Here is a 25,401-nt window from a genome sequence, read left to right as displayed (position 1 = left end):
CAAGAATGGAATTACGTCATTTAGAGTATTTTATTCAAGTTTGTAATAATAATAGTTTTACTAAAGCTGCGGAAGTTCTAGGTATTTCACAGCCGACTTTAAGTCAACAAATCCGTGTGTTAGAAGGTGAACTTGATACACCCTTGTTTCATCGAGTTGGAAGAGGTATCAAAATGACAGAAGCGGGTAAGCTGCTATTTGATAAAGGGAAATTTATCATGCAACAATTTGATGACGTTTATAATGAAATTTTTGAATTAAAGGGGGTAAAAAGAGGTGTAATTACTATAGGAGGTTTATTAGAGGATCTCACTTATTTAACACCTTATATTATGAAGTTTCAACAACATTATCCTAACATTGTAGTAAAGATTATAGAATCTGAAGTTGCTGTAAATCAAATCGTTGATAAAAATATTGATATAGGCATCACGCGTAGTGCTCAAATTCCAGACACATTAACAAGCACCCTTTTGTATAGCGAAGAGCTTGTCCTTGTCATTCCAAAAAATCATCCTTTGAATGAAACATCATTTGTTTCTTTTCGAGAATTAGTAGGACTGAGTAGAATAATGGTTTCATGTAGTTGTCGTGAATCTATTAAAATATATTGTGAGAGTTTAGGGTTATCTTTATCTGAAGCAAATATAGAAACAAAATCTTCTATTTCTCTATTGAGCCTTGTATACAATGGACATGGGGTTGCCATAATACCTCTTTCACTGGTTAACTTTGTTAATAATGATACTTTGAGCATAGTTCGTATAATTGACCCAACACCAAGTCAAGATATTAATCTTATTCACTTTGATGATAAATTTTTAAGTTTTGCAGCACGTATCTTTATGCAGAAGTTAAATAATCCTGAAAAAGTATTAGTATAATAAAAATAATAATGATTATAGTGTGAGAATTAAAAATGATACATAATTCTTGGGAGAAGACCTAAATTACAGTCAAAGGGCAAGTAAATTTATCCCGCTTTAACGGGCAGTAAGACCCCCACCTCAAAATTCAGCGGAAGCAAAGAAGTTAGGTGGGGGATCAACTGTCCGTAAAAGTCCGATTGGTTCAACTAATAATCAGTGGGGGATGAACAAAACCCCCACTGATTAAAGTTTCACTTTATATGTGTGGTGTAGTCGCTTCAAAAGGGAATATCATGGACTTTTACTTAAGGGAAAAAGGGCAGACTTTGCAAGGAGAGAAGGCTGTTAAAAACAAGTCAAGTAAATCAATAATTTCTTCGGTCTTATCGCATAGTAATAGATTCCATTAGGGATATACTGCTATTTCTTTCTACATATCCTTGTTGCATAAAGAAAACCACCGGCATTATACCGGTGGTTTTGATTTAGAAAGCAAAGCAAGTACAACCAATACCCCATTTAGTTCCATCTTTTCCTATTACGGTATGAGTGTGTTGATGGAGAGGGTTACTGCAACTATGTAACTTGTGATCATGGGCATCGTGAGAAAGTATAGTGTGGGCTAGGTTAGCACCACCATAACCATAAACTCCCGTCGGTGACCAATCAGGTGATGCTGGCGGCAATCCAGGTGATAAATTTTTAAATTCATCATTTCCATAAACAACCTGCCCACCCATAATGGTGAGTAATGATTCAAGGTTCTTGATTTCTTCTTCTGGCACAGTAAAGTAGTCAGCAGACAATACAGCAATATCAGCAAACTGACCTACTGCAAGGGTTCCCTTTTTACCTTCATCACCAGAGAACCACGCACTTCCTTTTGAATATAATTCCAGGGCTACTTTTCTATCAAGTTTATTTTTTTCATCGTATATCGAAAGACCACCAATGGTTTTTCCGGCAACCATCCAGTAAAGAGCGACCCAAGGGTTATAGCTGGAAACCCTAGTTGCATCACTACCTGCGCCAACAGGTATACCTAGGTCTAACATACGATAAATCGGGGGAGTGCGCTTTGCAGCTTCCTTTCCGTATAAATCAACAAAGTATTCACCTTGAAAAGCCATGCGGTCTTGGATGGCAATACCACCATTTAAAGCCTTAACACGTTCCATACTACGATCTGAGATTGTTTCTGCATGATCAAACCACCATCGTAGACCATTAAAAGGAATTTCTTTGTTGACTTCCTCAAATACATTTAAGAATCGTGTGATTGACTCGTCATAAGTTGCATGTAAACGGAATGGCCAACGGTTTTCTACCAAGAGAGAAATTACTTTCTTTAAGTCAGCTTCCATCATCGTAGCTAGTTCGGGCTGTGGCATTTGAAATTTTTCAAAATCGGCTGCTGAGAATACTAACATTTCTCCGGCACCATTCATTTTATACTTATCATTTCCTTGACCTGGAGAAACAATTTTTGCCCATGAAGCAAAGTCTTCATATTCATGATTTGGATTTTGCGTAAATAGATTATAAGCAATACGCAAATTTAATTGTTCCTTCTCGGCTAAATATTCAACAACTTTGTAGTCGTCAGGATAATTTTGGAAACCGCCACCTGCGTCAATGGCACTTGTAATACCTAATCTATTTAATTCGCGCATAAAATGGCGAGTTGAGTTAATCTGGTCGTCAAAATTAAGTATTGGAGCTTTACCCAAACTTGAATAAAGAATAGAAGCGTTAGGATTGGCAATTAAAAGGCCCGTTGGATTACCTCGTTTATCCCGCTCAATTAAACAACCTGGAGGGTCTGGGGTATCTTTTGTGTATCCCAGTGCACGCAGCCCTGCACGATTTACAAGTGCTCTATCGTAAAGATGTAGCACAAAGACAGGTGTGTCTTCAGAAACAGCATTAATCTCTTCTAAAGTTGGCAGCCGTCTCTCTTTAAATTGAAATTCAGACCAACCTCCAACTACTCTTACCCACTGAGGAGCAGGTGTACGCCTTGCCTGTTCTTTGAGCATTTCGAGAGCAATGGTAATTGAAGGCACACCTTCCCATCGTAATTCCATATTATAATGAAGACCGCCACGAATAACGTGTATATGAGAGTCATTCAGGCCTGGAATAGCTCTTTTTCTTTTAAGGTCTATTTTTTTTGTTTTTTCTGTGGCACTATCAAGAAGCTCATCTCCACCTACTGCAGTTATTAAACCATCAGTTATGGCGATAGCAGATACCTCAGGTTGAGAGGGATCAAGGGTAGTAATTTTTCCGTTATATAAGATCATATCCGGTAAATTCATATTCACACCTCGTCTACTTCCTATTATTTTGTAACCATGGATGAAATAATTTACCGAAAATCGGCATAACTACCCATGATAGCAAGGACACTATACATACAGAAACAAAAAAAGCGGACATAATAGGATTCATATGTTTTATAATAGGTCCTATCAATTTAGGAACTAACATGCTAAGAGGCCATACACCCAGAAGGGTAACGATAGACATTTTCCATTTTGGCGGTGGAACTGGCGTTTTCGGAGTAACAAACCAATAAGCCAAACTACTTTCAGTTTTGTAAGTTGGATTAGTAACTTGAAATTGTTTTGCCGTTTTTAACAAATCTCGGCGAACATCTGATTCTTGCCAAGCGCGTAGATGCTCATACGTATCAAAGCGAAAAATAACAGTATACTCTCTGAATTCGTTATTTGGGACTATTAGATTTACGCCTAGATGCCCTGGGAATTTAGTAGCGGCAGCTTCGATTTCATGTCTCCATGTTTCAAACTGTTTTTCTTTACCTTGTTGAATTTCCCATGTAACAATCGTTGTTACTGGATCAGCAGTATCCATCGTGTTCCCTGTATAAGTCTCTTCGACAGCTACTCCTTCTTGTTTCATATTTTCCTGCTTGGAAGCGCGCCATGCACCATAGTATATGCGTATTCTACACCTTGACCATAAGCACCAGTGTGTTCCTTTACAATCTCCATTACAGCATCATAAGTGTCTTTGTGTGCCCAGTCACGTTGGTATTCAAGTAAAACTTGAATTGCTGTTACTGGAATTGCACCAGCTTGTTCTACACGACGCATAGCAGCGTTATGTGCTGTCAAACTAGTACCACCTGAAGCATCATCAACTGCATACACCTCATAGCCAGCTTTAATTGCTTCAAGCACAGGGAATGCAAGGCAAACTTCAGTCCAAAGTGCTGCAAATATTAATTTTTTTCTACCGGTTGCTTTAACCGCTTCAACAAATTTTTGATCTTCCCAAGAGTTCATTGAACTGCGTTCTATAATTTCATGGTTTGGGAATATGTCAAGAATTTGTGGCCAAAAATAACCAGAAAAGCTGCGTGTCTCAACTGTAGTAAGAATAGTAGGTACGTTAAAAGTTTTTGCTGATTTAGCAAGCAGCATAACGTTATTAATCAATGTTTGTCTATCAATACTTGCAACTCCAAAAGTCATTTGAGGTTGAAAATCAATCAAAATTAAGGCACTGTTCTCTGGATTTAACAATTCTAAATTACTCATAATAAAACGCTCCTTTTTAATTATCGAAAATAATATATTTTCTGTTAATTAAAACTGTAATCGTAAAAATAAAATTTTTTCTATACCTTTTAATTTAAAAGGGAGTGCTGATTTAATCAGCACTAAATGTATACTATCCATTTTTTTTGAAAGTGATTTAAAGTCATTTCTTTGAAATACATTTATGCATTTTGTTTACTAAGATCTCGCTGCGCGCCCATATAGCTTCCAATTATATTTTGATAGCCTGGAAGATTACTAGCAAGTAAATTGCCAAAACCTTCAACATCGTTTCGCCAATCGCGTTGTAATTCGCAAGCTACGCTAAACCAGTTCATAAGTTGTACGCCATTATGTGCCATACGCGTATTGGCAGCATCTGCAACTTGTTTACTGAAAGTTCCTGAAGCATCAGTAACAGCAAATACTTCATATCCAGCTTTTATAGCGGAAAGTGCCGGAAAAGCAACACAAACGTCCGTAACCACGCCCGCAATGATAAGTTGTTTTTTTCCAGTTTCTTCGATTGCTTTTACAAAATCATCATTATCCCATGCATTAATTTGTCCAGGTCGAGCTATTTTTTGTGCGTGAGGAAAAAGATCAACCAATTCTTGCATTAAAGGTCCGTTAGGTCCGTTTTCAAAGCTTGTTGTTAAAATAACTGGTAAATCAAAAAATTTAGCAGTGTGAGCAAGAGCTAAAACATTGTTCTTGAATTCATCAACACCATAGTCACGTACTAGTCCGGACATAAGACCAGTTTGATGATCTACTAAAAGAACGACAGCATCATCTTTGTTAATACGAGAATAGAGATCAGTCATTATGTATTCCTCCTAAAAATTAAGTAATCGAAGAAAGTTTAAACAGTGGAATATTACCCCGAAATTCTTCGTTTGTTACGGTTAGTTTATAAATAAACTGACCGTTAATATTAGTTATAGCAGCATTCACGGAACATGAAGCGCTATACAAATTTATAGTATTTGAAAACTAATTGGTTAATCAATTCTAAATTATCTATAAGTTGTATAGGTGGTAACTATAGTTATTTTCACTATAAAATGGATTGATTTTACCTATACATTCTATAGATAGAATGATATTGATAGTCACCTATTTTTGTTATTAGAATTGAATAGGAGGAATGTTCAGCAAATACTTCGTGATGAAAAAGGTATAAGATGGAGAATTGTTCCATGAAGAGAAAATGGAATCATTGGAACAATAGAGTTTCATACATAGAGTCCACAATATAAATGTGCATAAATAGGTTATGAGATTCATCCGGGTTATTGAAGAAAAGGATACATATTAAAGGAGGTAGGAGAATGGCAAAAATTACTGTAGGAACCGAAAATCAAGCACCAATTGAGATATATTATGAGGATCATGGCACAGGAAAACCAGTTGTACTCATTCATGGTTGGCCGTTAAGCGGTCGATCTTGGGAATACCAAGTTCCCGCTCTTGTTGAGGCTGGATACAGAGTTATAACATATGATCGTCGAGGTTTTGGACAATCATCTCAGCCGTGGGAAGGGTATGAATATGATACCTTTACTTCTGATTTACATCAACTATTAGAACAGTTAGAGCTTCAAAATGTCACACTTGTTGGTTTTTCTATGGGTGGAGGCGAGGTAGCCCGGTATATTGGGAAATATGGAACCAATAGAGTAGAGAAGGCTGTATTTGCAGGAGCTGTACCACCATTCCTTTACAAGTCAGCAGATCATCCTGAGGGTGTATTAGATGATGTAGCAATTCAAGAATTTGAAAATGGAGTAAAAAGTGATCGCCTAGCATTCCTTGATGAGTTTACGAAAGGATTTTTTGCTGCTGGAGATCGAACTGACTTAGTTAGTGAACCATTTCGACTTTACAATAGGGATATCGCTGCGGGTGCATCACCTAAAGGAACACTAGATTGTATCGCTGCTTTCAGCAAAACAGACTTCAGAGGCGATTTAGCCAAGATTAATATACCTATCCTTGTTATTCATGGGGATTCAGATGCAACTGTACCATATGAATATAGTGGGAAATTAACACACGAAGCAATTCCTAATTCTAAAGTAGCATTAATAAAGGGTGGTCCACATGGGCTAAATGCAACGCATGCCAAAGAATTTAATGACGCACTCCTGTTATTTTTAAAGGACTGATTACAACTATATAATTGTTAATTGATAAATTGTAAACAAGTAAAAATAAATCTTAAAAAAAGATGCTCTTGGATAAATCCAGGAGCATCTTTTTTAAATGCGGAGTAGTGCACCACCGTCATCAATTCAAAGAATAGCAATCTTCTATAACGAAATTTCTATTCATTTTTAAATGGTGGTATTGATATGTTAGGTTGATAAATCTTCATTAGTTTCGAATTGAATATTCTTCTTAACAGCAAAAACTTATTGATTAGAGTTTTTTTTAGGTCTTTTAGATAGATTGCTATATTACTATCAAGATAATATTTTGAATAATTCTCAAAACAAAGAAATGTACATTTTCTTGTTTGTGTAGTGAAGTTTCTTAAGTTGAGAGGGGGCCTTTATATCCTAATCTAAAAGTGTAGACTACAGCCTACAAATAATCATCTTCCTCTTGAAATTGTTGTTTTACATCTTCAAATTTTTGAAGAAGGAGTGTTTTGTTGGGAAATGATAAAATCTTATTAATTTTTATAATTAGTAGAATTTTTATAGAAATAATTCTCTTAATATATTAAAATAACATTGTATTATGTAAGATTTTAATTAGGGGAGAGAAATTTTATGTTGAAAAAAATCATTCCAGTTGCTTTAGCATTAAGTACAGTTACTTTTACTAGTGTATTTGCTGCGCCTTCAATCCAAGCAAGTACAGAATCAAACCGCTACATAGATGTACAAATGCTCGGTATTAACGATTTTCATGGGCAACTAGACACTGTAAAAAAAATTAACAATAAAGATGCAGGGGGAATTGAGTACTTAGGGGCTTATTTACGTGATCGTGAAAAACAAAATCCAAATACATTAAAGGTACATGCTGGCGATGTTGTTGGGGCGAGTACTCCTGTTTCAGCATTATTACAAGACGAACCTACGATTGAATTTCTAAATGATTTGAAATTCGATGTTGGAACTATAGGAAATCATGAATTTGATGAAGGTGTTGAAGAAATGAACCGCCTTATTTATGGTGGATACCATGAGAAAACAGGAAATTTTAAAGGAGCAAAATTCCCATATGTTGCTGCAAATCTCTATAATAAATCCACCGGGCGTTTATTTTTACCACCATTCACTATAAAAAAGGTACAAGGAGTTCCTGTTGGATTTATCGGAGTCGTAACAACGGATGTTCCTAACCTTGTTATGCCTACTATGCTAAAGAATGTAGAAATTACAGATGAAGTTGAAGCTATTAACAAATCCGTAAAGCAATTAAAAAAACTAGGCGTTAAATCTATCGTTGTTCTTGCGCATAACGGGGGGACAACAGATGGAAATGGCGTAACAAATGGTGATATCGTTCGATTAGCAAATGAGACTGATCCAGAAGTCGATGTTATTTTTGGTGGGCATAGCCACACTTATGTAAATGGAACTGTTAATAATAAACTTGTCGTACAAGCAAATTCTTATGGTATGGCTTTTGCTGATGTTGATGTAAAGATTGATCGTAAAACACAAGATATTGTTGAGAAAAAAGCAGAAATTGTTACAACTTACCATGAAGGCATGGAGCCTGATAAAAAAATAAAGAAGAAGATGGAGAAATATCAAGCAAAAATCGCACCTCTTGTTAATGAAGTTGTAGGTAAGTCTATTGCTCCACTAGATCGCAAACTAAATACGGCTGGTGAATCTACTCTTGGAAATTTAGTTGCTGATGCCCAGCGTACAACAATGCAATCTCAAATTGCACTTATGAATCCTGGTGGTATTCGTAATGACTTAGATGCTGGTGATATTACATGGGGAGAGATCTATGGTATTCAACCATTCGGAAATCAATTAATAAAAGTAAATTTAACAGGTCAAGACATTCGTGATATTTTAAATCAACAATGGCAAAAAGACATAACAAGAATGCTTCAAATTTCAGGGATCCAATACACTTGGGATGTGAACAAGCCTAATGGAGAAAAAGTAACAAGTATTCGCTTAACAAATGGAGAAGAAATTATTCCTTCTAAAACTTACAGCGTCGTTGCTAACGCATTTCTAGCTTCAGGTGGAGATGGATTTGTATCCTTTAAAAACGGTAAAGATGCTGAAACAGGACCAACTGATTTTGAAGCATTAGTAGATTATATAAAAAAATCAAAAGAACCAATTCAGTCAGTTATTGATGGAAGAATTCAAAAAATAAATTAGTTTTTTATTAATCTCAAAAACAACTAGATTACCTGTGCGCTATACTTTTTAGTGTGCAGGTAATCTAGTTTTTGTGGATTTGAAATAAATCTTACCGTGGTTAATGGATATACCATCTAGATGCAGAGTGCCGAAAAAAAGTGAAGTAAACAAAAGTCGATATCCTGAACCTACAGGGGGGCTTTTTTGAAAAAACGGGGCATAGTGAACATCAAATAGGCTTAACGATGGATGTTAAAGATACAAATAATGAATTAGCGTTATGGTGTGCTAAGACGAAGGAAGGGAATTGGTCGAAAGAAAATATGCATCGTGCAGGATATATCATTTGTTACCCAAAAGAATAGAGAAATGTGACTGGTTATGCGCATGAGTCTTGGCATATTCGCTATGTAGGAGATATTGCTAAAAAATATATAAGGAAAAACTAACTTTAGAGGAATATATGAGATAAGAAAGCCACAGTGAATTGAAAATCTGTATTTTTTGTTTAGGGAATACTATTTTATAAAATAGTAGGGTACTTTATTTTAATAGATTCAAAAACTGCCTATCTAAAAATTTGATAGGCAGTTTTTTTACTTTTTGGCACAAAGTGAAATGATTTTATTACGTTTACACATATAGAAAATGTAATTATTCCAAACACCAATCATTGTCCCTCATTATTAGCAATAGGATAGCTACTTAAGGATAAAAAAGAATTCGCCAACTTTTGTGCAAAATGTAATGGGGGTTCTACCGATTGGATATGAATATACATAATTAAGGGATTCATGTACAGCCAGTGATTATGTAAAGCACTGACAATAATTCCTTGTTGTATAATTGATTGCATAAATGCAGGAATCTCTTCTTGTAGAACAGCGATTTCGCCTAAATTTAATGCATTACCATTTTGATCCAACGATTCAAAACTTACTCCGACGGGTACTACATTGGTACTCCGTTTTCCTTGAACAAGCACGCTAAAATCGCGGTGAAAAGACACCGAACAACCACCTTGACTTATTTTACTTTTTCCTTTAAGTATTGTAGCAAATTGTTCACAAATGAAATTAAGATTGTGCATAAATTCAATCCCTTTCTCGTACAAAATTATATAATTAGAGATTTGAATGTTTATTTTAAAAGAAATACAAGCTATAGTACTTGGCTATTCAGAACTTTAGTGGAGGTGATTAATGTATCCGAGTTATTAAACTTACGACTTATGATAGTCTGTTCGAGATGTTATTATAAAAAATTCATAAAGTATGCACTTATATATTTTTAGTTTATGTAGATTAAATAAATATGTATGTAAATTTGAATGATAAAACTAGAAAAACAACGTTGAGAAAATAACCAATACTATTTTATTTTCTATAAAAAAACACTACTAAAAAATGAGTTCTAAAATACCGTACCTATTCACGAAGAATTTAGTTGTTGCTCCCTGTATCTATCTATATTTTTTTGTATAGAAAACAATTCCTATGAATACAGAGGGAAATTCTTTAAGATTTTCTTAAAAAGGTTTTAATAACGGTTATTTTAACCGAAATTTTCATAGAAATACCTTCAAAAAGAACAAGAGTTCGTGTATAATAAGAACAAACGTTCTTTGTTTAGGAGTGATTACCTTGTATGATTATTTTCTTTTACCGAATCGTATTATTCTTTGTGTAGATCTTCGTAGCTTTTATGCAAGCGTATCATGTATTAAAAAGGGACTTGATCCACGATATACAAAATTGGCTGTCGTAGGAGATGTAAACCGCAGTGGATCAATCGTATTAGCAACAACCCCGCCATTAAAAGCGCTAGGAATTAAGAAGATGGCACGGTTGTACGAAATACCGAAGCGGCCAGATATTATTATTGTGAATCCAATTATGCATACGTATATGAAATGTTCAACTTATATAACAGGCTTAGCTTTAAAGTATGTTGCGCCGGAAGATTTTCATCAATATAGTATTGATGAATTTTTCATGGATATGACCGCAAGTATTCATTTGTTTGCGAGTAATCCGCACGAGTTCGCATTAAAGTTCAAACGAGAAATATATGAACGTACACGGATTGAAAGTACGATTGGTATTGGTCCGAATTTATTATTAAGTAAAGTAGCGATGGATGTGGAAGCGAAAAAGAATAAAAATGGAATATCGTATTGGACGTATGACGATATACCCGAGAAGTTATGGAGCATTAGACCGCTCAGTAAATTTTGGGGTATATCGTATAAAACGGAAATGAAATTAAATCGAAAAGGTATACATACGATTGGGGATTTAGCGCAGTACCCATTGAAGTATTTAAAGCAATCCTTTGGTGTAATAGGAGAAGAATTACATTTACATAGTAATGGGATTGATTTTAGCAGAATAGCAGAGAAATATGTTCCAGCGACAACATCTATAGCAAAAAGCCAAATATTATTTCGTGATTATTCGATAGAAGAATTCATCGTTATTTTATTAGAGCATGTAGAAGAAGTTTGTTATAGGTTGAGACGAGAAAAGAAATACGCGCAAACGATTCACTTTTCAGTTGGATATAGTAAGGAATACGGAGGAGGAATAAAAAAAGCACATACGTTAAATAGAGCAACAAATTTAACGATGGATATTTATAATGTTTGTACCTATTTTTTATACGAGAGACATACAGGAGAACCGATTCGATCGATAAGTGTTTCGCTAACTAATTTAATACATGAAGGAGAAGAGCAAATTTCACTTTTCGATAACATTATACAAAGGGAAAAAGAAATGCGATTAACGAAGGTTATGGACGAAATTCGAACACGATTTGGTAAGAACAGTATTTTACGTGGAATTTCCTACACAAGCGTCGCAACAGCAAGATATAGAAACACATTATTAGGAGGACACAAATCGTGAGGAATGCGAATATGCCAAAAGGAAGAGGAATGGTAAAGTGGCAACCGTTTGCTAGTATGCCGGAGCAGTTCGCCTGTATTAAAGAAATGATGCAGGAGCAAACAAAAGTTCCTCGTCCAACCTTAACGCAAGATGCAAAAGAGAGGATTGAAAATAAGCTGTTACTTTCATATTTAGGTGAGGAAGAGGTTTTACTTACATATTATAAAGACGGCTATCTATATAAAAATTACATAACAGTACATGATATAAATCCATTAAATGAGACAATTATTTGTACCGATGCTTTTCATAATCAAAGAATGTTTAAGTTTGGTGATGTAATTGAGATTGATTAAAGCCTGCTGCACAGATATAAGACCATGAAATGAGAGTATTATAATTACAGTGAATCTTTAGATGTTTTTCTTTACCATTTTTATATAAAATCTAAGAACCATTATTGAAGTAAAAATATTTGATAATAGACGTTCTCTAACGTTGCATAAAAATATTAGACAATCGTAATGTAATAAACTAAATAATAATGTACAAAGAAAAAAGGAACCAAATATGGTTACCCAAAAAAGGAAGTTGTATGACATCCTTTGGAAAATAATCTGCAATAATACCGTATGGTGTTATTACCATTTTTATAACTAAAAAATAATTATTTTTATGTCTAATATTGTTTCATAGTGGACATAAAAAATGCTTATAAATGATATGAGGATAGGGAGTAGCGTGGGATATTAAAACAACTAAGGGGTGTTGATTATCACTACATTAATCTCGCACTTTTATAATGAAGAATATTTACTACCTTGGTGGTTAATGCATCATAAACAAATTTTTGATCATGGTATTTTAATAAATAGGGGTTCTACAGATCGATCAGTGGAGATGTGTAGAATATTCGCACCGAACTGGGAAGTGAGGAATTCAAGAGTACCAGAGTTCGACGCGGAACAAGTGGATAATGAAGTTATGGATATTGAAAGTGAAGTGACGGGGTGGAAAATGACTTTAAATACTACCGAATTTCTTTGTTATCCAAATAAAACTGAATTTTTTAATTCGCTAGATGAATTAAAAAAGAGGATGTATGCAATTCGAATGATCTTAATGGTCGATCCTTTAAATTATGAATATCGTAATCCAAGATACTCTATTCCATTGGTAGAACAAAGATCTCATGGTTATTTTCCACACAATCCACATCCCGGAAAAAGTTGGAGGTTGATCCACGATTATAAAAGCGGGGAATATACGCCAGGGAGACATTCATCAGCGTATTCATTCCAGTTGTATCCTTCACCGGCTTTTGTTTTGAAATTCTATTTTAGTCCATGGAACGATCAAATGAAAAGGCGAAGGTTACAAATTGCTCCAACCTTATCTAAACGTTGGAGTGCTTTAACATCTTTTTATGGAACAAGTTTAGAAGAACTGGAGGAGAAATTTATAGGAACTGCAGAGCATACGCAAGACCTTCGCTTAAATCCAGAGTATCAAGCAGTATTTTTAACAAAGAATAAATTTACATGAGAGGAATGACATGAAAGATAATAGGCCGAAAACATTTTATTTATTCAATTTGGGGTTTTTTGTTATCTTTACTTGAAACCGGACTTTTTAATGTATTATCCGAAGGAAGTTCAAGCGTGTGAAAGACGATAGTCTAGCGGTAGGTGGGAGATAATGCAAAATATACCACATCAAATCGTGTACGATTTCTATGCCAATTACGTGTCTATTTTGACTAAATATGAAAAAGAAATCACGCAGAAAGAAGTAGAACGTGTAGTTGGATTAGGGATGAATTGTATGTGAGTAGCGAAGAGGAGAAAGCTAATGTAGTTCACATTCAATGAGATTATATGTTTATATTTTTGAATTTAGGTGTATATCTTTTAATAATATATACCATGTTCTTTTATTCAAATAATTCTTTGAAACTTGAAGTGTACAAACGTGATCGATACCCCATTCTAATGTGGTGATTTCATTTTCTGCTCCTGTTGGAGAGAGTAGAAGTATCTTAAAGTTATTTCTAACAATCCTTGATAACATAGACTGTAATTCTAGTGTCTCAATGAGATTACCACCCCATCTAACAAATAAAATAGATTGGGATTTTTCCATTATTTTATAAAAATTATTAATTCTTCGATCTAATTTTTGCTTAAATTCAGGATATGTGGTAGACCATTCTTTATTGGAGATAACAGGGAAATCATGATAGGATGTTATGTTATATTTTATATCTTTTACAATATGGGAGGATACAGGTTGTATCACTCCATCATTAAAAACAATATTTTTATCTACCATTGCATACATATTATTTAAATCCATAAAATCTATGAAATCATTTTTTAATAAACCATTTATGGAAGAGAGATCTGGCGACGTAAACCAATCTAGAGGACCAGAATGTTTCCTTAGCTTGTATTTTTGTAAATTGATGGCAGTATAACAGTTTTCACCTAAACTAATAACATCATCGTATAATCCATGTAACTCTTTGAATTCCAATATAATCATCCTCTATTGAATAAACTAACTAATGTATTTCATTTAAAACCCAGTGATTTCTATGAGTAAATTCCATTAAAGGGTAAATGTAGTTGATTGTTAAATAAAAATTAATAAGGAAAGGGTTATGTTCTTAAAAAATTATTATAAATAATATATGCATGTTTAATAATTAAAGTGAAAATAAGTTACAGGGTTTAATAATATAAAAATAAAGGTATAGAAAAGCTATAAATAAGAAAGTGGTTGTACGTTTAATTAAAATGCTCTTATAATAAAAAGCTAGGTGATTTTCCAGCATCAATAAATATTATGTCGCAAAGCAAAAAAATTGGATATTTTCAATTTAATGATATATAAATAGTAGAGATAAAAGTGTTATTAAATAAAACGTATTATAAAAATATAGTGATTTTAATGAATGACGAAATTAGAATTTCATAAAAAAGAACACTGTTACACAGTGTCCTAAATTATTATAAGAGCTGTATGAGGAAATTTAATTAGCTGGATTTAAGTTTCTTTATCATATATGAAAAGGTTTCTAATGATCTATTATCTTTTTAAATTAGATTTAATGAGTATTCATATGTCTTGAAATCATCTTTGAAAATATCTTTGACCAATTGAATTGTTTCTTCATCATAAAAACTATCGTAGGTGGGATGTCTTGGGAATAAAGGATCAGTAATATCCCCATCTGCATATATCCCCTTGTAAACTGCTAATTTGTTTTGGTGGTGCCACGAGTTAATCAATCCATTTAGAGGAGATTTTTTTAATCCGTATTTGTCTTCTAAATTAGAAAGTTCCGTAGAGAGATTCTCCAGGTAAATATAATTTGTTACAAACTCTTCTTCTCCTTGTATATACTGTGGTGTGAAGTGTGGATTTACGCCCTCAAAATCCGGTGCATGTGCTTTTAAATAGTACAAGTAAAGTTTAAAGGAAATTTTTTTATTACAGGATTCATCACCATAAAGATAACGACGGACGGGCTTCCATTCAGTGGATTCGTAATACGGAGCAGGAATCAGAGAAATAAAGGAGCTTACGGCCCTTTTGAAGGGATTTCTTACTAATTTATAGGTGTCTTTTTCTTTTTTTTGTAATGCATTGGCTAAATCAGTGAAATAAGGTATGGAGTTTTTATAAATATCAAATTCATAGTGATGAACAAATGGATTATATTTAACCGCTTCTTTAAATAAATTAATGTGATAAAAGAACCAATATACAAGTGAAGTGCAGCCGCTTTTTTGGCTCCAAAATAAGATTAGGGGAAAGTCTTTGTGAAAATGAGGGGGACGCCCATACTTGGATATAAAATCATAAATATTTGTGATAGGCATTTTTTTGCCTCCCTTTATATTTTGATGGTTCTTTATAATATATGGAGGAAGTATTTATATATGAAATAACAATAAAGGTATCTAAATAATTGTATACGAATGCGTTAATTGAAAACAAAAAGGGGCGCACATGTAAGTGGACGTACTCTGCTGGCATTATCAAATTGTGAAAAGCCAAAAAGAATAAAAAACCACTAGTAACTAAAAAGACCGATAACGAATCAATATAAAATCATTTCATACAAAATCTACAAGAAGGTTGAAGTAGACACTCACGTGGGTGTCTTTTCTTCATAGGGTGTAATTGCTATCCTAGATTGATATAGGTGAAGGGCTACCTATTTTTACGGATAGCTGTATCGGAACAATTTATTTAGTACATAACTTTCAATGAATATTGAATTGATGACGGATGTAAGTTGAAATTTAATAGCCGATTTCTAATAGGAAAGAATGGCGTTTTTTACCTTTAAATACTTTACAAGATTGAACTAGAGATGTCGGATTTGTATAATGCGCCAATAAATATCAGTGAAAAGATATACGTATTGTTGATATGACATTTGATGTGATTTTAATAAATTAATTTAATAGTACTTAAAAAGTTAGCTTTGGTATAAGAAGCATAATAGTAGCGGGAACACATATTATATAAAGACAAATGAAGGGTAATATAATTTCGCGTATCAATATAATGCAGTCGTATTATAGGAGTTGATGATGTGGCTGATAAAAATGAAATGCAAAAAATATATGAATTGCTTCAAGCTCATGCAATAGATCCTGATTTAATTGGACCTACTTTTCCGCCAATTCCATCAATAACATTTCCTACGGGGCCGACAGGAAATACGGGAGCAACCGGAAGTACGGGGGCAACCGGAGATACAGGGCCGACCGGAAGTACGGGGGCAACCGGAGATACAGGGCCGACCGGAAGTACGGGAGCAACTGGAAACACAGGTTCAACCGGAGATACAGGGCCGACCGGAAGTACGGGAGCAACTGGAAATACAGGTTCGACCGGAGATACAGGGCCGACCGGAAGTACGGGAGCAACTGGAAACACAGGTTCAACCGGAGATACAGGGCCGACCGGAAGTACGGGAGCAACTGGAAATACAGGTTCAACCGGAAATACGGGCCCGACCGGAGACACGGGAGCAACCGGAAGTACAGGGCCGACCGGAAGTACGGGAGCAACTGGAAACACAGGGCCGACCGGAAGTACGGGAGTAACTGGAAACACAGGGCCGACCGGAAGTACGGGAGTAACTGGAAACACAGGGCCGACCGGAAATACAGGCTCAACCGGAGATACAGGCCCGACTGGAAATACAGGGGCAACCGGAGGAACGGGAGCAACTGGAAGTACGGGTCCAACCGGAGGAACGGGAGCAACTGGAAGTACAGGTCCAACCGGAGGAACGGGAGCAACTGGAAGTACGGGTCCAACCGGAGGAACGGGAACAACTGGAAATACGGGTCCAACCGGAGGAACGGGAACAACTGGAAATACGGGTCCAACCGGAGGAACGGGACCGACCGGAAATACAGGTTCAACCGGAGAAACGGGAGCGACAGGAAGTACAGGTTCAACCGGAGGAACGGGAGCAACCGGAAGTGGAGCAATTGTACCATTTGCTTCTGGCGGCCCGGTTATTTTGACTACAATTGCAGGTGGATTAGTAGGAACAACAAGTTTAGTTGGATTTGGGAGTTCGGCGACAGGTATAACGGTTGTTGGAGGCAATATTGATTTGACCGGTACGGCATTAGGCCCTATTATAAATTTTGCATTTTCAATGCCGCGTAGTGGTACCATTACTTCGTTAGCAGCATATTTTAGTGTTACTGTCGCATTAAGCTTGGTTGGTACGACGGTGACATTAAATGCGCAATTGTATCAGTCAACTACGCCGGATAATACTTTTAGCCCGATCCCAGGGGCAACAGTTACTTTAGCACCTTCTTTAACGGGTGCATTAGCTCTAGGAACTATATCATCTGGGATAATAACGGGATTGAATATTCCGGTAACTCCAGCAACAAGACTCTTGCTTGTTTTTTCCGCTACAGCTTCTGGTCTTTCACTTGTTAATACTATTACGGGTTATGCAAGTGCAGGACTAGGCATTAATTAAATGAATTTAAGGTTACTATTTTAATCTTTATACAAGTCTCGAAAGAGATTTTAATATGTATTATTTATGAATCAAATTAACGAATGTAATAACCCATTTAAAAGTGATAAAAATAAAAAAATACACCTTCAATAAATGAAGGTGTATTTTTTTATACTGCCTGGGTTTATATACCCGTATCGTATATAGAATCTTATTTATAAGTACATAACATTAGTTGAATTCTGAACCATTCTGTTTTAGTAAGTAAAAAGAAATATCTCTTCCTAACTTAATTATATCACGTAAATCAAGTTCGAAATAGACTGTTTATTCGTATTTACTACTGCTACAATCAAGAGCACATGCAAAATAAGGAGAGATGTTACATGAGTTCTTTCGTTCTCGATTTTCAGGAAATAGAAAAAACACAGCTTTCGCTCGTTGGTGGAAAAGGATTGAATTTAGGGGAGTTATCCAACATGCAAGGGATACAAGTGCCAGAAGGTTTTTGTGTTACAACGATAGGATATGAAAAGGCTATCGAGCAAAATGAAGAGCTTCAAACTTTATTGCAGCAGCTAACAAAACTGAAAAAGGAAGAGCGAGCTCAAATTGGTGAAATGAGTAAGAAGATTAGAGAAGTCATTATGGGAGTAGAAATCCCTTCCGATGTAGTGGAATCGGTATTTCAATATCTCTCACGTTTTGGAAATGAACATGCGTATGCTGTGCGTTCTAGTGCTACGGCTGAAGATTTACCGTATGCCTCGTTTGCTGGTCAACAAGATACGTATTTAAATATTACCGGAAAAGAAGCGATTTTGCAGCATATAAGAAAGTGCTGGGCTTCTTTATTTACAGAGCGAGCAGTTATGTACCGCATGCAAAATAGTTTTGAGCAGAATCAAGTTTCTATATGCGTTGTCGTTCAAAAAATGGTCTTCCCACGGGCTTCGGGCATTTTATTTACGGCTGATCCGATTACTTCTAACCGAAAGGTATTATCAATCGATGCCAGTTTTGGACTGGGTGAAGCGTTAGTATCAGGACTTGTCTCTGCTGATAATTATAAAGTAAAAGAAGGCGAAATCGTCGATAAGGTGATTTCAACTAAAAAAGTAGCTATCTATGCCTTAAAAGAGGGCGGAACGGAGAAAAAACACATTGATCCGGCTCAGCAAAAGCTTCAAACATTATCAGAGCAACAAATATTACAACTGGCACACAGCGGAAGACAGATTGAAGCTTATTTTGGCTGTCCACAAGATATTGAATGGTGTTTAGTGGATGATACATTTTATATAGTTCAAAGTCGACCAATCACGACTTTATATCCAATTCCTGAAGAAAATGATGGGGAAAATCATGTGTATATATCAGTTGGTCATCAACAAATGATGACCGATGCGATGAAACCACTAGGATTATCTTTTTTCTTGTTAACGACTAATGCCCCTATGCGTAAAGCGGGAGGAAGGCTATTTGTGGATGCTACACAAAGATTAGCTTCACCTGCTAGCAGGGATTACTTAATAAATACTTTAGGGAAATCGGATCCACTCATAAGAGATGCATTAACGACTGTAGTCGAGCGAGATGATTTTATTACATTGTTACCGGATGATAAAATAGGAAAGAGTGCTGGTAAAAGTGTGTCACCTGCAAGCTCACAACCCGAAGTTGAAAATGATCCGGCAATTGTTACGAATTTAATAAAGAATAGTGAGGCATCAATCGAAGAGTTAAAACGAAACATGCAAACGAAATCAGGGGTGGATGTACTTGATTTTATTGTGGAAGATATTCAGCAATTAAAGAAAGTATTATTTAATCCGCAAAGTATCGCTGCCATTATGGCGGGTATGAATGCTTCAACATGGATTAATGAAAATATGGAGCAATGGCTAGGCGAAAAGAATGCAGCAGATACGCTTTCTCAATCGGTACAAACCAATATTACGTCAGAAATGGGTTTAGCATTAATGGATGTTGCTGATGTGATTCGGCCGTATCCAGAAGTTATTGCGTATTTACAACATGTAAAAGATGATAGCTTTTTAGACGAACTAGTTCAGTTAAAAGGTGGGGAGAAAGCTCGAGATGCCATCTCTGCTTTTCTAAATAAATACGGAATGAGATGCAGCGGAGAAATAGATATTACGAAAATACGCTGGATTGAAAAGCCAACTACTATTATCCCGATGATTTTAAATAACATTAGAGACTTTGAATATGGTGCGAGTAAACGGAAATTTGAAGAAGGATTGCAAGAAGCTTTGAAAAAAGAAGAAGAGTTAGTAGAGCGATTGCAGCATTTGCCGGATGGTAAACAAAAAGTAGAAGAGACGAAGCATATGATTCGTAACATCCGGAATTTCATCGGTTATCGTGAATACCCGAAATACGGCATGATTAATCGCTATTTTGTATATAAGCAGGCGTTACTGAAAGAAGCTGAGCAACTTGTGCAGAGCGGTGTCATTCATGAAGTTGATGATATATACTATCTAACTTTTGAAGAGCTTCACGAAGTTGTTCGTACGAATAAATTAGATTACGAGCTTATTCATAAACAAAAAAATGATTATAAATTATATGAAAAACTAACGCCTCCGCGTGTAATGACGTCTGATGGAGAAATCATTACAGGTAAGTATAAACGTGGAAATCTTCCAGTCGAGGCTATCATAGGTTTGCCTGTTTCTTCAGGTGTAGTTGAGGGGAGAGCACGCGTTATTTTAAACATGGAAGAAGCGGATTTAGAAGAAGGAGATATATTAGTTACTGCTTTTACTGACCCAGGCTGGACACCGTTATTTGTGTCTATAAAAGGATTAGTCACTGAAGTCGGCGGACTCATGACGCACGGAGCAGTTATCGCACGTGAATATGGCTTACCGGCAGTCGTTGGGGTAGAGAATGCTACGAAATTAATAAAAGATGGACAGCGAATTCGGGTACATGGAACAGAAGGGTATATTGAAGTGTTGTAGTTGTGCTTAGATAATAAAGAGATTAATCACTATAATTAGTGACTAATCTCTTTATTTTTTTAGCTAGCAATTACCACCTGGAACATTGATGAATCAGAATGTATACCAATTCGAACTAAAGAATCTTTTCAAAAATATTACAAATTCAGACAACATCTTGTAAGTTATCTGAATTTTCATTATTATATAAACGTTATAACGTATTTAATATTGGGGAGGAATAGGGATGAAGAAAAAACCTTTTAAGGTGCTGTCTACGCTTGCGGCGACAGCTGTGCTTAGTTGCACATTTGGATTTAGTAGTCAATCTGTTTATGCGGCAACGCCGTCTCATACAGGAACTGTAAGTCCAATTGATGAAAATTTAATTCAAGAGGATCGTTTAGCAGATGCACTCAAGAAACGCGGTGTAATTAGTGAATCTACGTCGAAAGAGGACACATTAAAAGCTGTTGAAAAATACGTAGAGAAGAAAAAAGGTGAAAATGCTGGAAAAGAACCAGCAGCAGGGGATAGTGTCTCAAGAGAAGCTTTTGACTTTTTGAAAAAAGTTAAAGATGCAAAAGCAGATGCGAAAGAGAAAGTTGACCAGCCTGCTGGTGGTCCAGTAGTAGGTGAAGCGCCGGTTAAAGGGGGATTAAACGGCAAAGTACCAACTACTTCAGCGAAGCAAAAACAATATAATGGTGATGTTCGTAAAGATAAAGTTCTAGTATTGCTAGTAGAGTTTGCTGATTTTAAGCATAACAATATTGATCAAGTACCAGGTTATATGTATTCAAATGATTTTAATCCAGAACATTATCAAAAAATGTTATTTGGCGATGAGCCATTTACACTCTTTGATGGCTCAAAAGTCCCAACATTTAAACAATATTATGAAGAGCAATCTGGTGGTAGTTATACAGTCGATGGGACAGTAACAAAGTGGTTAACAGTTCCTGGTAATGCAGCGGATTATGGGGCAGATGCAGGAGATGGTGGTCATGATAATAAAGGCCCAAAAGGACCACGTGATTTTGTGAAAGAGGCATTAAATGCAGCTGTAGAAAGTGGAATTGATTTATCTGAATTTGACCAATACGATCAATATGACAATAATGGCGATGGCAATAAAAACGAGCCAGATGGTCTAATTGATCATTTAATGGTTATTCACGCGGGAGTTGGACAAGATGGAGGCGGTGGTAGACTAGGTGATGACGCAATTTGGTCACATCGCTGGAACCTTGGAACACCATATCCAATTGAAGGAACAAAAGCAAAGGTTGACAATTGGGGCGGTAAAATGGCAGCATACGACTACACAATTGAACCAGAAGATGGAGCAGTTGGTGTATTCGCACATGAATTTGGTCATGATTTAGGCCTTCCAGATGAATATGATACGAAGTACTCAGGAGCAGGTGAGCCAATTAACTCTTGGTCAGTTATGAGCGGCGGCAGTTGGGCTGGCAAAATTGCAGGTACAACGCCACCGAGTTTCTCTCCGCAAAACAAAGAGTATTTTCAAAAGAACATGGGTGGGAACTGGGCAAATATTGTAGAGGTTGACTATGATAAATTAAATCGCGGTATCGGTCTGGCGACGTACTTAGATCAAAGTGTAACGAAATCAGCTCGTCCTGGTTTAATTCGCGTTAACTTACCTGATAAAGATGTAAAAGGTATTCAGCCTGCATTCGGTAAGAAATATTACTATAGTACAAAAGGCGATAACCTTCATACAACATTAGAAACGCCAGTATTTGATTTAACAAATGCAACACAGGCGAAATTTGATTACAAAACATTGTATGAAATTGAAACGGAGTATGACTTCCTTGAAGTACATGCAGTGACAGAAGATGGTAAGAAAACGTTAGTGGATCGCATTGGTGAAAAGAATGTGAAAAATGGTCTAGATACAACGGATGGTAAATGGGTAGATAAGTCATATGACTTAAGCACATTTAAAGGTCAAAAAATAAAACTAGCATTCGAATACATTACAGATGGTGGTTTAGCACCGAACGGTTTTACACTTGATAACGCTACGTTAACAGTAGATGGAAATGTTGTGTTCTCTGATGATGCAGAAGGCGAAGCGAAATTAAAATTAAATGGTTTCGTTGTATCAAACGGTTTTGATAAGAAGAAACATAACTACTATTTAGAGTGGAGAAACTACGCTGGTGCGGATCAAGCGTTAAAATATAGTAGTGGTGTACCATATAATACAGGTCTTGTCGTATGGTATGCAGACTCTAGCTTTACAGATAATTGGGTTGGTCTGCATCCAGGAGAAGGTTTCTTAGGAGTTGTTGACTCTCACCCAGAGGCAATTGTTGGCACACTAAATGGTAAACCAACTGTTCAAAATAGTACACGATTCCAAATTGCAGATGCTGCGTTCTCCTTTAATCAAGCGCCAGCATGGAAAGTTGTATCTCCAACACGCGGAACATATGATTATAAAGGATTACCAGGTGTAACGAAGTTTGATGATTCTAAATCGTATATGAATGATTTAATCTCAGATGCAGGACGTAAATTACCGAAGCTGGGACTGAAATTTGAAGTAGTTGGACAAGCAGACGATAATTCTGCAGGTGCAGTTCGTTTATATCGTTAATAATGGAGAAGCTGTTGAAGGGAATACCTTTCAACAGCTTTTTTCATATGGAAATTTGTTGATGTTCAGATTGATCAAAACATGTTTCCAGGCATATGGGCTCATTTCTTTAAACCAGCCGCATAAAAAGGCCCATGAACTGCGATTGTAGATAAAATACGAGCAATTTCCTCAGGTGTTTCTTTTTGGCCACTATTTAACCATTGCTGGATGACACCTATATGAGCTGATGCCATATAAGAAGTTAAGTATTGGCTTGGGACAAGTAAATTTTCTTTATTAATGAGAGCACCATTCGTATCTTCAAATAGTGTTTTCCACATAAAATCCTTCAATTTTGTTTGGAAAGACAAGTCTCCTTTCGGGCTAAGTACAGCTTTAATAAAAGCACTATTTTCATTTAGAAATTCAAGAATAGAAGTGATAAGTATAAATGGCATTGTTGGAGAAGGGTTTGATCCAAGGTCAGCAATGACTTCCGGGAATTTCTTTTTGGCAATTTTAGAAAACTCGTACATAATATCTTCTTGGCATTTCGTCATTAAATCAAATTTATCTTGATAGTGCGCATAGAAAGTACCGCGATTAATGTTTGCTTTCGTTGTAATATCTTTCACTGTAATGGCGTCAAAACCTTTTTCTTCAATTAGTTCCACCAATGCATTTCGTATGGCAGTTTTCGTACGAACAACACGTAAATCTAAATTACTATCACGCAAAGTAGATCCCTCCTTAATGTTAGTCAACACATTTTAAAAATGTGTCTTATAACCGACACATTCACGATTTTTGATTATTGTATAAGGTTCAACTCGAACATATAATTCAAAATATAGATATACAACACGTTGTTGGTTATTATAAATCAAATTAAAGGAGGAGAAAAGAAAATGTTTAAAAATAAACTTTTATTGTTATCACCGGTTATTGCACTACTTGTAGTTTTTATTTTTTCATTAACATTATTTCCAACTGTTCAACCTAAACCGAAAAACTTGCCAATCGCAATTGTAAATGAGGACCAAGGGGTAGAAATTCCGAATCAACCGAAAATGAATATGGGGCAAACGATTGTTGATAATATGAAAAAGACATCAAAAGCAGAGGAAGAACCTGCGGTAAAGTGGATAGAAGTAAAAAATAAGGAATCCGTGCAAAAAGGCTTAAATAATCAAGAGTATTACGCGGCGTTAGTCATTCCGAAAGACTTTAGTACGAAGCAGGCATCGTTACGAACACAACAGCCATCTTCGCCAGAGGTAGAAATATTTATAAATCAAGGAATGAATACAGCAGCTTCAACTATGGCAGGACAAATGTTAAATGCGATCGTTGATAATGTGAACAATACTGTTCGCGCGCAACTATTAGAAGGGTTGAAAGCAAAAGGAGCTACTTTAACAGCAGACCAAGTTTCAAATGTAGTAACACCGATTACGAAGAAAGTAACAAATGTGAATGAAACCGGCAAAAATAGTGCAAATGGTAACTCACCAATTTCTTTATTCCAGCCGTTATGGATTGCAAGTTTAGCGAGCGCAGCAATCATCTTTATTGCAATTCGTAAAATACCAGTTGGCTCACGAAAAGAAAACTTTATATTGAAAGTAAAACAAATCGTAACAGGGGCTATTGCGGCACTTGTAATCGGATTTGGACTAACATGGATTGCGGACGGAATGGTAGGACTAAACATTTCGAATTTCACAGATACGGCACTGTTTTTATCTATTACATCCTTTAGTTTCTTCTTAATGATTTCTGCAGTGCTTTCATTAGTTGGACTAAATGGGATCGGTTTATTCGCTCTCTTACTATTCTTTGGGGCACCGTTATTATCATTAGCACCGGAAATGTTGTCGCCATTTTACCAAGACTGGGTGTATACATGGTTGCCGATGCGATTTATGATTGAAGGACTTAGAGAAATATTCTTCTTTGGAAAAGGGTTAAGCTGGAGTACACCTGTTACTGCGCTCGTTTGGATTGGTGCGGTAAGTATGGTTATTATTTTAATGACTGCTTTCAAACGTAGTATAATAAAGGAACATACAACAGAATTAAACGCTTAGACAAAATAACGTTTCACTCGTAGTGAAG

19 protein-coding genes and 1 pseudogene are annotated in these 25,401 nt (G+C 35.8%); 12 read left to right on the top strand and 8 right to left on the bottom strand.

The features are described from left to right. Window positions 1–5 precede the first annotated feature (5 nt). Window positions 6–884 (top strand): LysR family transcriptional regulator, encoded by an 879-nt coding sequence (locus tag KZZ19_RS15170; protein ID WP_063224972.1) that lies wholly within the window; start codon window positions 6–8, stop codon window positions 882–884. A gap of 470 nt (window positions 885–1,354) precedes the next feature. On the opposite strand, the gene KZZ19_RS15165 is transcribed toward KZZ19_RS15170, so the two are convergent. From KZZ19_RS15165 to ycaC, 4 genes are all read right to left on the bottom strand, one after another. Beyond that, entirely contained in the window at window positions 1,355–3,190 is a 1,836-nt protein-coding gene (locus KZZ19_RS15165) for an amidohydrolase (RefSeq protein WP_237982198.1), read from the bottom strand. A gap of 13 nt (window positions 3,191–3,203) precedes the next feature. Next, on the bottom strand, window positions 3,204–3,797 hold the full coding sequence (locus KZZ19_RS15160) for an antibiotic biosynthesis monooxygenase (protein WP_237982197.1): 594 nt from the start codon (window positions 3,795–3,797) through the stop codon (window positions 3,204–3,206). Then, the gene (locus KZZ19_RS15155; protein ID WP_000067164.1) at window positions 3,794–4,438 is read right to left on the bottom strand and encodes a hydrolase; all 645 of its coding nucleotides are present in this window, start codon (window positions 4,436–4,438) and stop codon (window positions 3,794–3,796) included. Before KZZ19_RS15155 ends, KZZ19_RS15160 begins: the two co-directional genes overlap by 4 nt. A 182-nt stretch (window positions 4,439–4,620) precedes the next feature. Then, entirely contained in the window at window positions 4,621–5,265 is a 645-nt protein-coding gene (gene ycaC, locus KZZ19_RS15150) for an isochorismate family cysteine hydrolase YcaC (RefSeq protein WP_000131220.1), read from the bottom strand. A gap of 507 nt (window positions 5,266–5,772) precedes the next feature. On the opposite strand from ycaC, the gene KZZ19_RS15145 reads away from it, so the two are divergent. The 3 genes and pseudogenes from KZZ19_RS15145 to KZZ19_RS15135 form a co-directional block, all read left to right on the top strand. Then, on the top strand, window positions 5,773–6,609 hold the full coding sequence (locus KZZ19_RS15145) for an alpha/beta fold hydrolase (RefSeq protein ID WP_237982196.1): 837 nt from the start codon (window positions 5,773–5,775) through the stop codon (window positions 6,607–6,609). Window positions 6,610–7,218: 609 nt separating this feature from the next. Further along, window positions 7,219–8,808 carry a bifunctional metallophosphatase/5'-nucleotidase gene (locus KZZ19_RS15140; RefSeq protein WP_237982195.1) on the top strand — a complete coding sequence of 530 codons (1,590 nt, stop codon included), beginning with the start codon at window positions 7,219–7,221 and terminating at the stop codon, window positions 8,806–8,808. Window positions 8,809–8,990: 182 nt separating this feature from the next. Next, a pseudogene (locus KZZ19_RS15135) lies at window positions 8,991–9,262 on the top strand (M15 family metallopeptidase); the annotation flags it as partial. Between the two features lie 198 nt (window positions 9,263–9,460). On the opposite strand, the gene KZZ19_RS15130 reads toward KZZ19_RS15135, so the two are convergent. Then, window positions 9,461–9,880 carry a DUF1259 domain-containing protein gene (locus KZZ19_RS15130; protein ID WP_156575142.1) on the bottom strand — a complete coding sequence of 140 codons (420 nt, stop codon included), beginning with the start codon at window positions 9,878–9,880 and terminating at the stop codon, window positions 9,461–9,463. 553 nt (window positions 9,881–10,433) lie between these two features. On the opposite strand from KZZ19_RS15130, the gene KZZ19_RS15125 reads away from it, so the two are divergent. The 4 genes from KZZ19_RS15125 (at window position 10,434) to KZZ19_RS15110 (ending at window position 13,511) form a co-directional block, all read left to right on the top strand. Beyond that, complete coding sequence (locus tag KZZ19_RS15125) at window positions 10,434–11,699, top strand: Y-family DNA polymerase (RefSeq protein ID WP_237982194.1); 1,266 nt, start codon at window positions 10,434–10,436, stop codon at window positions 11,697–11,699. After that, the gene (locus KZZ19_RS15120) at window positions 11,696–12,037 is read left to right on the top strand and encodes a YolD-like family protein (RefSeq protein WP_237982193.1); all 342 of its coding nucleotides are present in this window, start codon (window positions 11,696–11,698) and stop codon (window positions 12,035–12,037) included. The genes KZZ19_RS15125 and KZZ19_RS15120 overlap by 4 nt, the downstream gene beginning before the upstream one ends. A gap of 415 nt (window positions 12,038–12,452) precedes the next feature. Continuing rightward, on the top strand, window positions 12,453–13,226 hold the full coding sequence (locus tag KZZ19_RS15115; RefSeq protein WP_237982237.1) for a glycosyltransferase family 2 protein: 774 nt from the start codon (window positions 12,453–12,455) through the stop codon (window positions 13,224–13,226). Window positions 13,227–13,379: 153 nt separating this feature from the next. Next, a complete protein-coding gene (locus KZZ19_RS15110; RefSeq protein ID WP_348638045.1) occupies window positions 13,380–13,511 on the top strand; it encodes a hypothetical protein in 132 nt (43 codons plus the stop codon). Between the two features lie 51 nt (window positions 13,512–13,562). On the opposite strand, the gene KZZ19_RS15105 is transcribed toward KZZ19_RS15110, so the two are convergent. Both KZZ19_RS15105 and KZZ19_RS15100 read right to left on the bottom strand, forming a co-directional pair. Further along, complete coding sequence (locus KZZ19_RS15105; RefSeq protein ID WP_237982192.1) at window positions 13,563–14,225, bottom strand: DUF1796 family putative cysteine peptidase; 663 nt, start codon at window positions 14,223–14,225, stop codon at window positions 13,563–13,565. A gap of 554 nt (window positions 14,226–14,779) precedes the next feature. Further along, a complete protein-coding gene (locus KZZ19_RS15100; protein WP_237982191.1) occupies window positions 14,780–15,568 on the bottom strand; it encodes a sulfotransferase family 2 domain-containing protein in 789 nt (262 codons plus the stop codon). Between the two features lie 740 nt (window positions 15,569–16,308). Here KZZ19_RS15100 and KZZ19_RS15095 point away from each other — a divergent pair. The 3 genes from KZZ19_RS15095 to KZZ19_RS15085 all read left to right on the top strand — a co-directional run bounded on the left by KZZ19_RS15095 (window position 16,309) and on the right by KZZ19_RS15085 (window position 23,301). After that, a complete protein-coding gene (locus tag KZZ19_RS15095) occupies window positions 16,309–17,712 on the top strand; it encodes an exosporium glycoprotein BclB-related protein (protein WP_348638043.1) in 1,404 nt (467 codons plus the stop codon). 368 nt (window positions 17,713–18,080) lie between these two features. Next, window positions 18,081–20,687 (top strand): phosphoenolpyruvate synthase, encoded by a 2,607-nt coding sequence (gene ppsA / locus KZZ19_RS15090; RefSeq protein WP_237980020.1) that lies wholly within the window; start codon window positions 18,081–18,083, stop codon window positions 20,685–20,687. A 226-nt stretch (window positions 20,688–20,913) separates the two neighbouring features. Then, window positions 20,914–23,301 carry an immune inhibitor A domain-containing protein gene (locus KZZ19_RS15085; RefSeq protein ID WP_237980022.1) on the top strand — a complete coding sequence of 796 codons (2,388 nt, stop codon included), beginning with the start codon at window positions 20,914–20,916 and terminating at the stop codon, window positions 23,299–23,301. A gap of 101 nt (window positions 23,302–23,402) precedes the next feature. On the opposite strand, the gene KZZ19_RS15080 is transcribed toward KZZ19_RS15085, so the two are convergent. Continuing rightward, the gene (locus tag KZZ19_RS15080; protein WP_265413018.1) at window positions 23,403–24,020 is read right to left on the bottom strand and encodes a TetR/AcrR family transcriptional regulator; all 618 of its coding nucleotides are present in this window, start codon (window positions 24,018–24,020) and stop codon (window positions 23,403–23,405) included. A gap of 132 nt (window positions 24,021–24,152) precedes the next feature. On the opposite strand from KZZ19_RS15080, the gene KZZ19_RS15075 reads away from it, so the two are divergent. Beyond that, window positions 24,153–25,373, top strand: a complete 1,221-nt coding sequence (locus KZZ19_RS15075; RefSeq protein ID WP_098342219.1) for a YhgE/Pip domain-containing protein — start codon at window positions 24,153–24,155, stop codon at window positions 25,371–25,373. The last annotated feature ends 28 nt before the right edge of the window (window positions 25,374–25,401 follow it).

The sequence above is a fragment of the Bacillus thuringiensis genome (genome assembly GCF_022095615.2).
Taxonomy (GTDB): domain Bacteria; phylum Bacillota; class Bacilli; order Bacillales; family Bacillaceae_G; genus Bacillus_A; species Bacillus_A cereus_AG.
Note: the sequence above shows the minus strand (reverse complement) of the source record. Positions and strands in the feature narration are given on the sequence as shown.

Excerpts from the sequence above, each read along its gene's own strand:
- KZZ19_RS15170 (WP_063224972.1), top strand. The coding sequence starts at position 6 with ATGGAATTACGTCATTTAGAGTATTTTATTCAAGTTTGTAATAATAAT.
- KZZ19_RS15165 (WP_237982198.1), bottom strand. The coding sequence starts at position 3,190 with ATGAATTTACCGGATATGATCTTATATAACGGAAAAATTACTACCCTT.
- KZZ19_RS15160 (WP_237982197.1), bottom strand. The coding sequence starts at position 3,797 with ATGAAACAAGAAGGAGTAGCTGTCGAAGAGACTTATACAGGGAACACG.
- KZZ19_RS15155 (WP_000067164.1), bottom strand. The coding sequence starts at position 4,438 with ATGAGTAATTTAGAATTGTTAAATCCAGAGAACAGTGCCTTAATTTTG.
- ycaC (WP_000131220.1), bottom strand. The coding sequence starts at position 5,265 with ATGACTGATCTCTATTCTCGTATTAACAAAGATGATGCTGTCGTTCTT.
- KZZ19_RS15145 (WP_237982196.1), top strand. The coding sequence starts at position 5,773 with ATGGCAAAAATTACTGTAGGAACCGAAAATCAAGCACCAATTGAGATA.
- KZZ19_RS15140 (WP_237982195.1), top strand. The coding sequence starts at position 7,219 with ATGTTGAAAAAAATCATTCCAGTTGCTTTAGCATTAAGTACAGTTACT.
- KZZ19_RS15130 (WP_156575142.1), bottom strand. The coding sequence starts at position 9,880 with ATGCACAATCTTAATTTCATTTGTGAACAATTTGCTACAATACTTAAA.
- KZZ19_RS15110 (WP_348638045.1), top strand. The coding sequence starts at position 13,380 with ATGCAAAATATACCACATCAAATCGTGTACGATTTCTATGCCAATTAC.
- KZZ19_RS15105 (WP_237982192.1), bottom strand. The coding sequence starts at position 14,225 with ATGATTATATTGGAATTCAAAGAGTTACATGGATTATACGATGATGTT.
- KZZ19_RS15100 (WP_237982191.1), bottom strand. The coding sequence starts at position 15,568 with ATGCCTATCACAAATATTTATGATTTTATATCCAAGTATGGGCGTCCC.
- KZZ19_RS15095 (WP_348638043.1), top strand. The coding sequence starts at position 16,309 with ATGCAAAAAATATATGAATTGCTTCAAGCTCATGCAATAGATCCTGAT.
- ppsA (WP_237980020.1), top strand. The coding sequence starts at position 18,081 with ATGAGTTCTTTCGTTCTCGATTTTCAGGAAATAGAAAAAACACAGCTT.
- KZZ19_RS15085 (WP_237980022.1), top strand. The coding sequence starts at position 20,914 with ATGAAGAAAAAACCTTTTAAGGTGCTGTCTACGCTTGCGGCGACAGCT.